Origin of the sequence: Streptomyces sp. SID13666, from assembly GCF_010548325.1 — a bacterium.
GTDB lineage: Bacteria > Actinomycetota > Actinomycetes > Streptomycetales > Streptomycetaceae > Actinacidiphila > Actinacidiphila fildesensis.
In genome coordinates, this window is sequence record NZ_JAAGLX010000005.1 from 1 (window position 1) to 13,676 (window position 13,676).

Genomic DNA, 13,676 nt, shown 5'->3' on the forward strand with positions numbered 1-13,676 from the left:
ACCAGCGCCGCGACATGATCCGCTTGATGCGGGACGCCGGCATCACCCCGCAGACCGCACAGGTCCGCCCCGACGAGGCCGAACTGACCCGGATCACCGGCGCCCAGGCCCCCAGCGGCATCCCGTGTGTCATCGCCGCACCGGTCGTGGAACGCGCCAAGCGCAGCGCCACCGCCACCCGCGGCCGACGCAGCCGCTTCGCCCAGGCCCGCCGCTCCGGATCAGGCGAGCGCCCCGCGCCCCGCACGACCACCACCGCCGCGTAACGCCGCAGCCGACGCCGCCGAAGAGCCGTCCCATCTCCGATGTCGGGGGTGGGGCGGCTCTTGGCATTTCCTCGCGTTCACGCGGTTTCTTCGGCGCTCGCTCGATCCGGAGGGACTCGGGGGAGTAACGGAAGGTAAGCGGGGCGCACGAACAGTCACTGACATATCGTGCGGGGAAGGCAGAGCGATGATGACTGATCCTGGTACTGCGACGCTGGTCGAAGAGCTCCGCGAGCGGGCCGGTGCGTTCGTGAACTCGCACGTCGATCTGTGGGTCACCGTGGAGGACGACGGGACGCTGATCCTGGCCGGCCAGGACCCCGCCGCCCTGTTCCAAGCGGCCGCGGACTGGCTGAGCGACGGGCCCGCCTGCACCGTCGCCGATACCCGCTGGGACCGAGGGACGGCCGAGCCCGCCCACACTCTGCGCCTGTATCTGCGCCCGGTCGGGGCGGAACTGACGCCGCAGCGGACGGCTGAAAGGGTCTAGGACCGCTCCCTGGGCCCAGTGAAGTCCGGCAGGTGACGGCGGCGGCGCCGATTTCCGCGCCGCCGCCCGTTTCCGGCCGAGCGCCGCGACCGGGCCGAAGGGGTGCTGAAAGGCAGGTCGGACGGCACTGGGTGACGTCTTCTTCTCTCGGTCCTGGCGGGCCGCTACCGTCGCATGCACCGCGGTGGCGTGGTGTGCAGGCAGGGGGAGGGACAGCTGTGATCGCTTACATCGCGCCGCTGTGGATCTTCGGTGTGGGGTGCCTGGTCGCGTCCGTGGTGGGGAAAGCGGTGAAACTGGGCGGGGTGGAGATCCCGGCCATCACAACGACCAGGGCTCAGCTCGTGGTTGCGCTCGTCGGAGTGGCGGCGATCGTGCTGGGGACGGTGCTGTTCCAGCACGAGGGATCATCGTCGACCGCCGGCTCGTCGGCTGCGGTTCCGTCCGGTGGAAGCTCGGCGAGCGGCGCGAGCGCCCCGCCGCCGGGACCCACGCCGGACCCGCCGCGCACCCCGACCACCGCACCCTCCACCACGACCCCGCCGCCCTCCACCGAACCCGCTACGCCGCCCGCCACCGAGCCGCCCGCCTCGACGGCTCCCGCGGCCGTACACGTGCGCTGGCAGGGGACGTTGACGCTGGATGACGGGAGCACGAGCGGGAGTCCGATCACGGGCTGGTCGCTGGATTCCGTACCGCCCCAGCGGGCACCGATGGGGGATCTCGGACTCGCCTGCCAACTCAGCTGCGAACCGGGCCAGATCGTCGGCACCACAGTCGTGTCCTGGAACGGCGCGACCCCGCCGAAGCGGGAGCAGTGCGTCATCCTTCTCAATACGCACCTGGGGCAGCGAACGGCGGACGTTACGGCGGGCTCCATCGTGTGCTTCGGGACGGACGGCGGTCGGGTCGGGTTCTTCACGGCGGGCGGCGGCGCGGGCGGCGGCCGGCAGACGCTGGCGGTGACGGTGTGGGAGCGGCCCTGACCGTGCACGTGGCCGGAGCCGCCCTCAAGGACGCCCGCCACAGCCTTCCACTCGATTCCGAGAACGCCCCGTCCTCGTCGCCGCGACGCCGGAATACTGGCGGGACGGCATTCGGTCGAATCCGAGGTGCTCGTTGATCGATGACCGGGGGAGATCGGATGAGCGGTGACCGTCCGGGCCGGCGCCGGGAGATGGCGGTCCTGGCGTCCGGGCCCGTGCTCGGCGCCGCGGTGGGGGTGGTCACCAACATCATCACCTCGACCTGGAACTGGTGGCTCTTCTCCTCGCTGCTCGTCCTCATCACACTCGCAGCCGTGGGCGCAGCCCTCGTGCCGGGCTCAGATCGCACCCCGGTCTCCACCGACGACGATCCGCCTCCTCATCGGGTCCGGGTCAACACCCTCCCGCCGGAAGCGGCAGTCTTCTCCGGCCGACAGGAGGAGCTGCGCCGGCTCGTGGAAAGCACGCCGGAGCTCAGCGCGTCACGACCGTTCGTGTGTTCCATCACGGGTCCGTCCGGCAGCGGGAAGACGGCTCTGGCTGTGCAGGCGGCTCATCGCCTCGTGGCCCGCTACCCTGACGGCCAGCTGTTCCTGAGGTACCGGAGGCATTCGGAACCGGCGGGAAGACTCAGCGCCCAGGACGTCCTGGCGAGTGCCTTGACCACCATCGGTGCGCCCGCTCCGCAGACACGGTTCGGTGTCGACGACATGAGCGGCCAGTGGCGGTCCGCGGTGGGGAACGGACGATTCCTCATCGTTCTCGACGACATCACCCGGGCGGAACAGGTGCGGCCCATTCTGCCGAACTCCCGCCACGCCATGGTGATCGTCACGAGCCGGCGTGTTGTTGCCGGCATTGATCCCGACCTGCACCTCGAAGTGGGGGGTCTCACCCGGGACGAGGCGTGCTCCGTCATCACCGCCGTCCTGACGAGAGCCTCACACGACATCGACACCTCCGTCATCAGCGCGCTGGCCGAGATCTACCGGCTGCCTCTGACCGTCAGACATGTGGCGGACCGCCTCATCACCGCACCGGACGGATCCGGGCTCTGTAGCGGGGACGGCGTCCCGCACCGACCAGGAGACGATGTGAACGTGGATCCCTTCGGCTGGTCAGTGACGGCGTTGGACCCACGTGACCAGCTGGTCTTCCGTCGGATGGCGCTCCATCCCGGGCCGCATGTCACCGGCGAAACGGCGGCGGTGCTGGCCGGCATCCCGGTGGAGGAAGCAGATCGGTCGCTCAACGAACTCCACCGCCGGGGCATCATCGGCCGACCGGACCCGCATGGATACGGCGTGCACGATTCGGTACGCGCGCTTGCGTTACGGGAGTCCGAGCTTCATGACAGCAGTTCATCGCGTACGGCGGCAATGCGGCGGCTGTTCCGGTTGACGGCACGCCAGCTTGCCCTGGCGAATGCCGCCATCGGTTCTCCTCTGGTCATCGACCTGCCGGCCGACGCCGCCACCGAACCCGATGTTCCCACGGAGGAGAAGGCAGCTCTGGAGTGGCTGGAGATCTATCTGGTGGACTTCAGGGCGGTCGCCCGGCTCGCGGTCGACGAGGAATGGGCGACGACCTGGCAGCTGACCTGCGGTCTCAGCTATTTCCTGCGGATCCACCGGAACATCGTCCAGGCCGAAGAGCTGAACGAGTCCTCGTTGCACTTGGCTGTCACGACTGGGGATGTCCTCGGACAAGGCTGCAGCCACAGCCAATTGGGGGTCCTGCACCGGTGCACCGGACGGTACCGCAGCGCACTCGGACACACACAGGCGGCATTGGGGCACTTCGAGACCCTGGGCGACGATCGTGGCCGGGCCGTCTGCTACGCCGAACTGGCCGTCATTCACTACCATCTGGCGGAGTATGCCCCCGCGCGGAACGCGATGGAGCGTGCTGTCACCCTCCACGGACGGATGGGCGGGCTCCGGGGCGTCGCCAACGGCCGCGGCACGCTGGGGTTGTTCAGCAGGGCGACCGGCGACTATGCCGCGGCCCGGGTCTCCTTCGACGAGGCGCTCGGCATCTATCAGAGCCTGCGGAACCTGCGTAACGAGGCATGGATCCGCATCGAACTCGGCACACTCGACCGACTCCTCGGTGACTATCCGAGTGCCCTGGACCAGTTCGCGGCCGCGCATGCGATCTGCTCCGACACCGGCGACCGCAGCGGACGAGCGTGGGCCGAGCGTGAGACCGGCATCACGAAGCGGATCCTCGGACAGTACGCCGATGCCCAGGCCCTGCTCGAAGGAGCTCTGGACGTCTTCACATCCATGGACAGCGCCAGGAACGCCGCCGACGCGCGGGTGGAGCTCGGTTCCCTGTATCGCTCCATGGGAGATCTCGCCGCCGCACGACGCCATGTGACGGACGCCCGGGATGAGTACGAGCGCCTGGGGAACAGGCGCGGTACGGCGTGGGCGAACATCGAACTCGGTGTGCTGGACCTGCGGGAAGCACGGTGGCAAGCGGCCACGGAGCGCTTGGAACAGGCCGGGAGGACCTACGCGGCGATCGGTGATCGATCCGGAGCCGCCAGGGTTGAACTGGAATCGGGCCGGCTCGCCCTGGCGCGCGCTGACCCAGTGACAGCACGCGAGCATCTGCAACGGGCCGTATCGGCGTACCGGGACCTGGGCGCGCCCGAAGCAGCCACGGCCCAGGACCTCCTGAGCGGTCTGTGAGCATCATGACGTGTCCAGTGTTCCACTGCGCCGAGGTCGGCAAGGTGTGAAACTGGCTGCCTGTAGCACCAGTTGTGCGGCCGGCCGATACCAGGCCGATTCGGTTCGATGACGGGGCGAGGATGTCTGGAGTGGAGTTGGTGATGGCCGCGCTGGCCGCGGGTGCTTCGGCGGGGCTCACGGATACCGCGAGCAGTGCGGTCCGGGACGGCTACGCGGGGTTGCGTGAGGCGGTGCGCCGGCGTCTTGCCGCTGGGGGTGAGGACGGCGCACGGGTCCTGGACGCCCGTGAGGTCGAGCCCGGGGTCTGGGAGGCCCGGCTGAGGGAGCTGCTGGCCGCGACGGGCGCGGACCAGGACGCGGAAATCCTCGCCGCCGCACGGTTGTTGCTGCGGGACCTGGGGGTGGCCGGGGCGAATGTCGTCGACGCCAGGGACGCCAAGGGCGTGCAGATCGGCGACAACAACACGCAGACCAACACGTTCAACTGACCGGGCCTGCCAGTGGGAGCGGACGAGAGCGGCCACCACGTCGACGCCCGTGGTGCGCGAGGGGTGCAGATCGGCAGCGGCAACACGCAGATCAACGTGTTCGCAGCCGCCCACCCGGTTGCGCAGTCCGGCTATCTCCACCAGGTACGGACGATCGCCCCCGAGGTGCTGCTGGGCCGGGAGGAGGAGCTGGCCGAGCTCGCGGACTTCTGCACCCGGCCCGATGCCGGCGACTACCTGTGGTGGCGCGCGAAGGCGTGGGCGGGGAAGTCCGCCTTGTTGTCCTGGTTCGTTCTGAACCCGCCACCGCGCACCCGCATCGTCTCGTTCTTCATCACCGCGCGCCTGGCCGCCCAGGACGATCGTGAAGCCTTCCTGGCCGTCGTCATCGAGCAGCTGGCGACCCTCCTCGGCGAACCTGTCTCGCCCTACCTGACTGCCGCCACCCGTGCCGCGCACATGTGGCAGTTGCTCGACGCCGCGGCCGCCGCCTGCCGGCAGCGAGAACAGCGCCTGGTGCTGGTCGTGGATGGTCTCGACGAGGACAGGGGAGCCATCGCACACAGCATCGCCGCGCTGCTCCCGGCCCGGCCAGCGCCGGGGATGCGCATCGTGGTGGCCGGACGGCACGACCCGCCGCTCCCCTCCGACGTGCCCAGCGGGCATCCGCTGCGTGACCCCGGGGTCGAACGGACGCTGAAGGAGTCCCCGTACGCCCAGATCGTGCGCAACGACGCGGAGCGGGAGCTGAAGCGGTTGCTGCGCGGCACGACGGCGGAGCAGGACCTCCTGGGGTTGGTGACCGCCGCCGGCGGCGGCCTCAGCGGCCGGGACCTGGCCGAGCTGACGGGACGCCTGGAGTGGGAGATCGAGGAGGTCCTGGGCGCCGTGGCCGGACGGATGTTCGCCTGGCGCCCCGCCCCCGGCCCCGCCACTGCCCCCGCCCCCGGCTCGTCCGGCCAGGTGGCAGTGCGTGGGGTCTACATGCTCGGCCACGAGGAACTCCAGCAGATCGCCGTACGGTTCCTGGGCGAGCGGCGCCTGACGGAGTACCGGGAGCGCCTGCACACCTGGGCCGACCGGTACCGGGCCGGACACTGGCCCGCTCACACCTCCGGTTATCTGTTCCGCGGCTACTTCCGGATGCTGCACGCCGACGGCGATCTCACCAGGATGATCGCCTGCGCCCTCGACGAGACCCGCCACGAACGGATGCGCGACGCGGGCGGCGGGGATGACGCCGCGCTCGCCGAAATCACGACCACGCAGGACGCGATACTCGACCGAGGCGATCCGGGCCTCGATCTGAGAGCCATGACCCTCTTGGCGGTGCGTCGCGACAGCCTCGCCCAACGCAACACCAACATCCCCGTCGGGCTGCCCGCCGTCTGGGCCCTCCTGGGGCGCCCCGCGCACGCCGCGGCCATGGCGCGATCCATCCCCTCCCCGGAAAGACGCGCGCGTGCGCTGGGGGCACTCAGCGAGGCGCTGGCCGAGTGCGATGCCGGCAACCGGCCTCCCAGCGGGACCGACGACACCGCTCACGACGCCGGTGACGTCGCCCACGAAGCCGAATCCGTGGCCCGGACGATCATCAACCCGGAACTTCGGGCATCCGCGCTGGCAGCGGTCGCACGCGTGGTGGCACGGATCGGGGACGCCGATCGCGCTCGGCACCTCGCCCGCGAGGCCGAGGCCCTGGCCCTGACCGTCACTCACCCGGAACTGCAGGACTCGGTGCTGCGGATGGTGCGGGAGGTGAACGAGGCGGACCGCACCGGGGACCTCGGCCGTGAGGCCGAAGGCATGCCGATGAACCACGTCGGTACGTACAAACGGGCCCACGACCTGCGACGGATAGCGCACGCGTGGCCCCCGGCTGACGACGTCGACCGCGCCGAGGCCCAGGCCCGCTCCCGCAGCATCGAGAAGGACACGGAGGTGCGGGCGATGGTGCTCACCGCCACGGCACGGATGGCGGCGCGGACCAACGCTGTCGACCGTGCCGGACGGCTGGCCCGCGAAGCCGAAGCTGTGGCCCGGACCGGCACCGATCTGTACCGGAGGCAATTGGCGGAAGCGGCACACGCGTTGGCGGCGGGGCTGGCCCGAGTGGGAGAGGTGGACCGCGCCGTGGCCGTTGCCAGGACCATTCCCGGGCAGGCCATGGGGTTCGAGCAGGCAAGGGCATTGGAAGAGGTGGCGCAGATCGTCGCGCGGACCGGAGACGTCGACCGCGCTCTCGCGGTGGTCCGGACCATCCATCGCTCGACGCCGATGGAGCTGGCACGCGTCGCGCGGGCGCTGGCCGAGGAAGGCCACACCGCCGCCGCCGAGACCGTGGCCGGAACCATCACCGACCGTACCGAGCACCCTCTCGACCGGCAGTTCCAGGCGGAGGGACTGGCGCAGGTGGCGGAGGCGCTGGCGGGCGCGGGAGATGTCGCCGCCGCCGGGAGGCTGGCCGGCGTGGCCGAGTCGAGGGCTCGTGCCCTGCCTCCCACGAACCTGTGCGCGCAGGAGAACGCGATGACAGCGGTGGCACGGGCGGTGGCGCGGATGGGGGAGGCGGACCGTGCCGAGGAGCTGACCCGCGAGGCTGAGGCCATGGCCCTGCGCCAACCCGGGTTTACCCAGGCGATGGCGTTGGAGGTGGTGGCGGGAACCGTGGCGAAGCTCGGAGACCTCGACCGTGCGGAACGCCTGGCCCGCATGATCACCGAACCGGGACTTCGGGCATCGGCGCTGGCGAACGTGGCCCGGGAGACAGCGCACCAGGGTGACGTCGACCGTGCGGAACGCCTGGCCCGCACGGTCGCCGACCCGCGTTGGCAGGCATGGGGTCTGACCGGCGTGGCGGAGGCGATGGCCGAGGCAGGCGACTTCGACAGCGCCGAACTCGTGGCCCGTGAAGTCGAGATGATGGCCGGGGACGCGATCAACCCGGGGCCACGGGCGAGGGCACGTGCACTGACGAGTGTGGCGGAGGTGATGGCGCGGGGCGGGAACATCGACCGCGCCGAGTCGATGGTCAGAACCATCCCCGACCCGGACCGTCAGGCATGGGCCCTGACGGCGTTGGCCCGCCATGCCGGGAAGACCCGTGCGCGCCCGCTGATCGCGTGGGCGCTGCGACTGGGGCCGTGGCATGCGGCAGCCGATGTCCTTGCCGTGCTGCAGCCTGATGTCCTGACGGTGATTGCCGACGACCTTCTCGCGTGACTGCGCTCCCGGCCCAACGGTCTGGACATCCCGTTGGCGCGCTGCCACTTTGGACGGATGGATGCTGAAACCAGTTTCGGACTCGGCCGGGAGTTGGAGAACTGGGGCGGTGTGGAGGACCTGCCCGCGATGAGGACCCACTACCGCGATGCCGCCGAGGCGGGCCTGGTCGAGGCCATGGGCCGACTCGGACTCCTCTGCGAAGGCCGGACTCAGGCGAAGTTGGAGAACAGGCTCCCCGCCGAAGTCCAGGGGGATTTCGTCGAGGCGGCGCGCTGGTACCGGACGGCTGCCGACCGTGGAGACCTCTACGCGGCCTTCTGGCTGGGGCGTCTGTACGCGGAGCGGCTGGGGGACTGGGCTCAGGCGGAGCCCTGGTATCGGCAGGCGGCGGACGCCGGACATGACACGGCGAGGAAGCGGCTGGCAGCAGGAGCGAACGGCGCGGCCCGGCGGGTCGCGGAGGATGCCTACCTGATGCACATGGACAAGTTGCGTGGCGGAGGTCGTTCCTAGCGGCGATGGCGGACGCGACGCACTGCGGGCAGCGGTGTGAACCGCTGCCCGCAGAGTCGCCGCCTCAAGACGGGTAGGAGACAGGAGTCAGTACTTGGTGGTGACCGTTACACCGCTGAAGGCTGTCTTCGCGTACAGGCTGATGTACCGGTATCCGGCGGTGGTGTTGGTGACCGTGATGGCTTCGGTGTTCCCGGCCTTGGCCGAGCGTGCCGTGTAGGTGGTGCTGGTCGCCCACGTGTTGGGGTTGTAGTAGAGGTCGGCGTTGCCGGTGCCGCCGGTTGTCGTGATGTTCAGCGTCGTGGTCCCGGCCGGCAGGTAGAGGTACAGGTAGTCCAGGTTGCCCGTCGAGGCCGACCGGGCGGAGCGGGAGCAGTTCTGGCCCATGACGCGGGGGTCGGCGCTCGTGCAGGTCGGCAGCGCGCCGCTGACCGTGACGGGCTTGGCCGTGGTGGAGGTCAGGCCCTTGGCGTCGGTGACGGTCAGGGTGATCGTGTACGTGCCGGCGGCGGTGTACGCCTTGGCGGGGTTGGTGGCGGTGGAGGTGGTGCCGTCGCCGAAGTTCCACGAGCGGGCGGTGATGGTGCTGCCGGCGTCGGTGGACCTGTCGGTCAGGTTCACGGTCAGGCCGGAGACGGCGGCGTCGAAGGCGGCGGTCGGTCCGCTGCTCGTTCCGCCGCAGGCGCCGGCCGCGCACGCGTCGAGCCAGGTGTTGAAGTCGGCGTCGTACCGGGTGCCGATGCCGGTGCTGTAGACCGCGTAGGCGCCGTTGTAGTCGCCGGTGCGGAACTTGGCGAGCATGTTCTGCACGTCGGCGGGGTGCTTTTCGATCATGTAGCGGACGGCCAGGTAACCCCACGGGTAGGTGCGGTCCAGGCTGCTGTTGCCGTAGGTGCTCTGCCAGAGGGTGCTCAGCGCGAAGGTGTGCTGGCCGGCATCGGCGATCGCCTCGGTGTCGGGGAGGTTGCGGTAGCTGTAGGAGACGTACTCGGCGAAGCCCTCGATCCACCAGATGTCCGGGACGCCCTGGCCGGCGGTGAAGTCGCCGTACATGTCGTAGCGTCCGTCGAGGTAGTGCGTGTACTCGTGGTTGAGGTTCCAGATGTCGCCGGGGAAGCCGTCGTTGACGCTCTTCACGTAGGACAGGAACCGGGCCTGGTTGCCCGGGGTGGCGGGGTCGCCCTCCAGGTACTCGCCGCCGTTGTCGGTGCTGTTGCCGAAGATCCAGCCGGAGTAGACCTGGTAGTCCTTGGGGCTCGCGAACGTCACGATCTGGATGTTCGTGTTGTTGTCGTTGGCGACCGGGCCGCTGTCCTTGACGATGCCGTGGAGGTACGCGTCCTGACCCTTGAGGCTGGTGCACGCGGCGGACAGCGCGGCGTTGGTCAGGGACTGGGCGCGGAAAGTGTGCCCGGCGTCGCACGGGTAGGTGATCGGCAGTGATGCGGCGGTGAGTTGGGCCGTGAAGTTGCACGTCGTGTAGTACGAGCACTGGGCCTGGTCGTGGGCGTCGGTCATGCCGGCGACCCCGACCCACAGCGGTGCGGTCGTGCCGGTGATCGACGAGGCGCCCAGCAAGCCCTTCGCGAGCGGTCGTACCTTGGCCTGGAGCGCGGGGGTGTCGAGGAAGCGCGCCATCTCGGTGCCGGCGTTGGCGTCCAGCCAGAACCAGCTGCCGTTCAGGATGTCCCGGTGGTTCAGCGCGAACGTGCTGAGGGTGTCGATGATGCTCGGGTCGGCGGTGACCGCGGTGATGTACGCGGGGTTCCAGTGCCCGCGGAAGATCGGGGTGAACACGCTGTTGACGGCCGAGTCCATGCTCCAGTAGGCGTCGTAGGAGCTGTTGTAGGCGTTGAGCACCCTCTTGTAGGTGCTGAGGTAGCGGCCCTGCTCGTTGGCGCTGTCCGTCAGGACCAGGACTTCGCCCAGGATGTCGCCGTTGGCCGAGCTGACGTCCAGGAAGTGGGGGGACGCCACGAAGGTGTCGAGCGCGCCCTCGGAGGCGGTGGCCAGGGTCGGGCCGTACGGTCCGACGGCGGAGGAGTTGTAGGACTGCACGTAGTATCCGGCGCGCAGGAACAGCACGAGCTGCCACACGTTGCCGGAGTTGTCACCGGGGTAGGTCCTCGCCGTGTTCTTGAAGGCGTTGGCGATGGTGACCATCTGTGCTTCGCGGAAGGCGTTGTACGCGTTGGTGCCGGTGAGGCCGAACAGGGTGTTGACACAGGCCGTGGTCGAGGCCTGGACGAATGCGACCAGCGCGGATCCGGTCCGGCTGAAGTCGGCCGGGGTGCAGGACGCCGCGGCAACACCGCTCGCCGTGTTCCCTCTTGGTGGGGCTTTCGACGGGGCCCGCGAGGTGACCGGGCTCTGCGGCGGAAGCTGAGCGGTGTCGAGCGGGTGGCGTTGCACCTCGGCGCGGTCCGATATGTCGGCGGTCGAGCCGAGTGGCGGGGGAACCTTGGGGGACTGCGTTGCCGGTCCTTGCCGGCTGTCCGCTGCCGTGGCTCGGCCCGGCTGGATCAGCATGGCTATGCCCAGGCACAGTGCGAGGGCAAGTATCAGGAATCCGGTGAGACTTCGTCGTAGCGGTTGGGTGTTCACGTGCCGCCTCCCAGCGGTGTGAAGGCCGTGCTGCACTGCACGGCGTGGGGGGATCCGCGGGCTTCGAGCGTCCCGGTCGCCGATGACTTCCGACGGGTTCGGGGCGTGACGAGGGCTGCCTGCGGGCCGCGCTGTGTCGTTTGACATGGACACAGCCTGCGCGCAATAACATTGCACATGTCACATCGCAGGAGAAGGGGGTGGAAGTAAATCGGAGGCAATATCTGGGCCGCATCCAGGCCGCAACTGGGCTGCATCCGAGGCGGCACCCGGGACCGCGAAGCTCCGGCGGGACCCTGATGGCACGGCACCCCTGATGGCGGCGACGGTCGGCACGGGCAGGGATCTCGTGTGGATGACAACGGAGCCGCAGGGGCCGGTTGTGGCGGTAATGCCACTGCGTCCGGGTGCTCCTGACGGGTCCTCGGATCCTGGGTACGCTGCGGAGTTGTGACAGTGAACGGGGGAGAGTCGTTGGACGTCAGTGGCAGTGGGGCCGAGCCACTCGAAGGGGAGGACCCGCGGCGGATCGGGACGATCCCACTGCTCGGCAAGCTCGGTTCCGGCGGCATGGGGCGGGTGTATCTGGGCGTCGTCGACGGCCGCTACGCCGCGGTCAAACAGGTGCTGCCGCACTTCGCCGCGGATGAGAACTTCCTGCGGCACTTCGGCCACGAACTCGACAACCTCGCCCGGTTGCCGAACGAGGTCAGCACGCCGCTGCTGGCGAGTGACCGGCAGGCACGGCCGCCGTGGTTCGCGACCGCCTACATTCCCGGCCTCACCCTGACCGAGGCGATGGCCCTGCACGGCGGGCCGCTTCCGGTGCAGGCCCTGTGGCTGCTGCTCCGGGAGGCGGCCGCGGGACTGCGAGCGGTGCACGCCCTCGACATGGTGCACCGGGACCTCAAGCCGTCCAACGTGATGCTGACCCAGGACGGCGCCACGCTCATCGACTTCGGGGTCGCCCGCGCCGCCGACCAGAGCCGGCTCACCCGGACCGGCGTGGTGGTCGGCACACCGGCCTACATGTCGCCGGAACAGGCCTCCGCGTCCAAGGAGTTGACGGGCGCCACGGACGTGTTCGCGCTCGGCGCGCTGCTCGGCTACGCGGCCGTCGGCAGACCGCCCTTCGGTGAGGGTTCCGGCGTGGACGTGCTCTATCGCATCGTCCACGGTGAGCCCGACCTGGACGGGTTGCGCGCACTGGACCAGGACCTGGCGGAGGTCGTCGAGGCGTGCCTGGACAAGAACCCGCTCGGACGCCCCACGGCGGACCGGCTGTTCCTGCTCGCGGAGCAGAGGACCGTCCCGGCCAGGCCCGGCTGGCCCGCGCTGGTCATGGACCGGCTGGCCGGGCGCGCGGCGTTCGCGGCCCGGACGGCACCGCAGGTGGTGCTCGAGCCGGAGCCGGACTCTCCGGAACAGGCCGAGCCCGTAGTAGTGGGGCGGAACGCGCCGATCACCGCGGCCGGGCGACCGCGGCGGCGAACCCGACTGCTGCTGGCGGTGGTTCCCATCGTCCTGGTGGCGGGCACGACGATCGGCGTGCAGTTGCTCCCCAAGCTCACCGCACCCCGCGCGGCGGAGAGCGGCCCGCCGGCCTCCGGCCCGGGTGGGGCGGGCCCAGGGGCATCCGCGTCCTCAGGTTCGCCGTCCGCAGGTACGAGCCCCTCGGGCGTGCCGTCCGCGAGCGGCCAGCCGTCGGCCGCGCCGTCGCCGGGCAGCGTTGCCGGAGTCCCCGCTGCGAGCGGTGGCGGGGGTGCCGGCGGCGCCAACGGGACCGGCAACAACGGCACGGGCAACACCGGCACCGGTAGCAATGGCTCGGGCAACACCGGCACTGGCAGCGCGGGAAGTACCGGCGGGCCTGGCAACACCGCCGGCCCCAGCACCAAGCCCACGGCGGCGCCACCACCGGCCCCCACCCCGTCGAGCGGGTCCCGCTTCTACGTACTCAGGAACGGCAGCAGCGGGGACTGTCTGGGCGTCAACCAGTTCGGCAACGCCCTCACCCTCGGGTCGTGCACCGGCAACGCGGCCCTGTGGTCGTCCAGAACCGTCTCGGGCGGCGGCTTCCAGGTGGTCAACAAGGGGACCGGCCAGTGCCTCCAGGCAGGCATGTTCAACAACGTGTCCACGATCAGCGACTGCGCCCAGAGCGGTCTCAAGTCCTGGTACTCCGGCTCCCACAGCAGCCTCGCCGAACAGTACGACGGCAAATGCCTGGACCTGGCTTTCGGCGGTGGCGCGACCACCGCCAAGTGCTCGGGCTCCGCGTCACAGCAGTGGAAGCGCCAGTGACAACCTGACAGCGGACCCCGCGCGGCCATCTCCGGCCGCCGCGCGGGGCCTTCCCGATCGTGGTGGGAGGGAACAGCGACGCGGCCGCCGAAGGACCG

8 protein-coding genes and 1 pseudogene are annotated in these 13,676 nt (G+C 70.1%); 8 read left to right on the plus strand and 1 reads right to left on the minus strand.

Annotated elements, in window-relative coordinates:
- The 7 genes and pseudogenes from G3I60_RS10580 to G3I60_RS10610 form a co-directional block, all read left to right on the plus strand.
- Nucleotides 1-266 (plus strand): annotated as a pseudogene (locus G3I60_RS10580) (ATP-dependent helicase); the annotation flags it as partial.
- A gap of 187 nt (nucleotides 267-453) precedes the next feature.
- A complete protein-coding gene (locus G3I60_RS10585) occupies nucleotides 454-756 on the plus strand; it encodes a hypothetical protein (RefSeq protein WP_138359675.1) in 303 nt (100 codons plus the stop codon).
- 218 nt (nucleotides 757-974) lie between these two features.
- On the plus strand, nucleotides 975-1,742 hold the full coding sequence (locus tag G3I60_RS10590) for a hypothetical protein (RefSeq protein WP_164293110.1): 768 nt from the start codon (nucleotides 975-977) through the stop codon (nucleotides 1,740-1,742).
- Nucleotides 1,743-1,900: 158 nt separating this feature from the next.
- Nucleotides 1,901-4,441: a tetratricopeptide repeat protein gene (locus G3I60_RS10595; protein WP_164293111.1), complete on the plus strand. Its 2,541-nt coding sequence runs from the start codon at nucleotides 1,901-1,903 to the stop codon at nucleotides 4,439-4,441.
- Between the two features lie 122 nt (nucleotides 4,442-4,563).
- Entirely contained in the window at nucleotides 4,564-4,932 is a 369-nt protein-coding gene (locus G3I60_RS10600; protein ID WP_164293112.1) for a hypothetical protein, read from the plus strand.
- 63 nt (nucleotides 4,933-4,995) lie between these two features.
- Nucleotides 4,996-8,154 carry a hypothetical protein gene (locus tag G3I60_RS10605; RefSeq protein ID WP_164607042.1) on the plus strand — a complete coding sequence of 1,053 codons (3,159 nt, stop codon included), beginning with the start codon at nucleotides 4,996-4,998 and terminating at the stop codon, nucleotides 8,152-8,154.
- Nucleotides 8,155-8,211: 57 nt separating this feature from the next.
- A complete protein-coding gene (locus G3I60_RS10610; protein WP_164607044.1) occupies nucleotides 8,212-8,670 on the plus strand; it encodes a tetratricopeptide repeat protein in 459 nt (152 codons plus the stop codon).
- A gap of 87 nt (nucleotides 8,671-8,757) precedes the next feature.
- Here the strand turns inward: G3I60_RS10610 and G3I60_RS10615 are convergent, their stop codons facing one another.
- Nucleotides 8,758-11,274: a collagenase gene (locus G3I60_RS10615; protein WP_343240858.1), complete on the minus strand. Its 2,517-nt coding sequence runs from the start codon at nucleotides 11,272-11,274 to the stop codon at nucleotides 8,758-8,760.
- A gap of 450 nt (nucleotides 11,275-11,724) precedes the next feature.
- Here G3I60_RS10615 and G3I60_RS10620 point away from each other — a divergent pair, with 450 nt between their 5' ends.
- Nucleotides 11,725-13,578: a protein kinase gene (locus tag G3I60_RS10620; protein ID WP_343240859.1), complete on the plus strand. Its 1,854-nt coding sequence runs from the start codon at nucleotides 11,725-11,727 to the stop codon at nucleotides 13,576-13,578.
- Nucleotides 13,579-13,676 lie beyond the last annotated feature (98 nt).

What these genes read in the sequence shown, in the direction of transcription:
- G3I60_RS10585 (WP_138359675.1), top strand. Translation starts at nt 454, where the DNA reads ATGATGACTGATCCTGGTACTGCGACGCTGGTCGAAGAGCTCCGCGAG.
- G3I60_RS10595 (WP_164293111.1), top strand. Translation starts at nt 1,901, where the DNA reads ATGAGCGGTGACCGTCCGGGCCGGCGCCGGGAGATGGCGGTCCTGGCG.
- G3I60_RS10600 (WP_164293112.1), top strand. Translation starts at nt 4,564, where the DNA reads ATGTCTGGAGTGGAGTTGGTGATGGCCGCGCTGGCCGCGGGTGCTTCG.
- G3I60_RS10610 (WP_164607044.1), top strand. Translation starts at nt 8,212, where the DNA reads ATGGATGCTGAAACCAGTTTCGGACTCGGCCGGGAGTTGGAGAACTGG.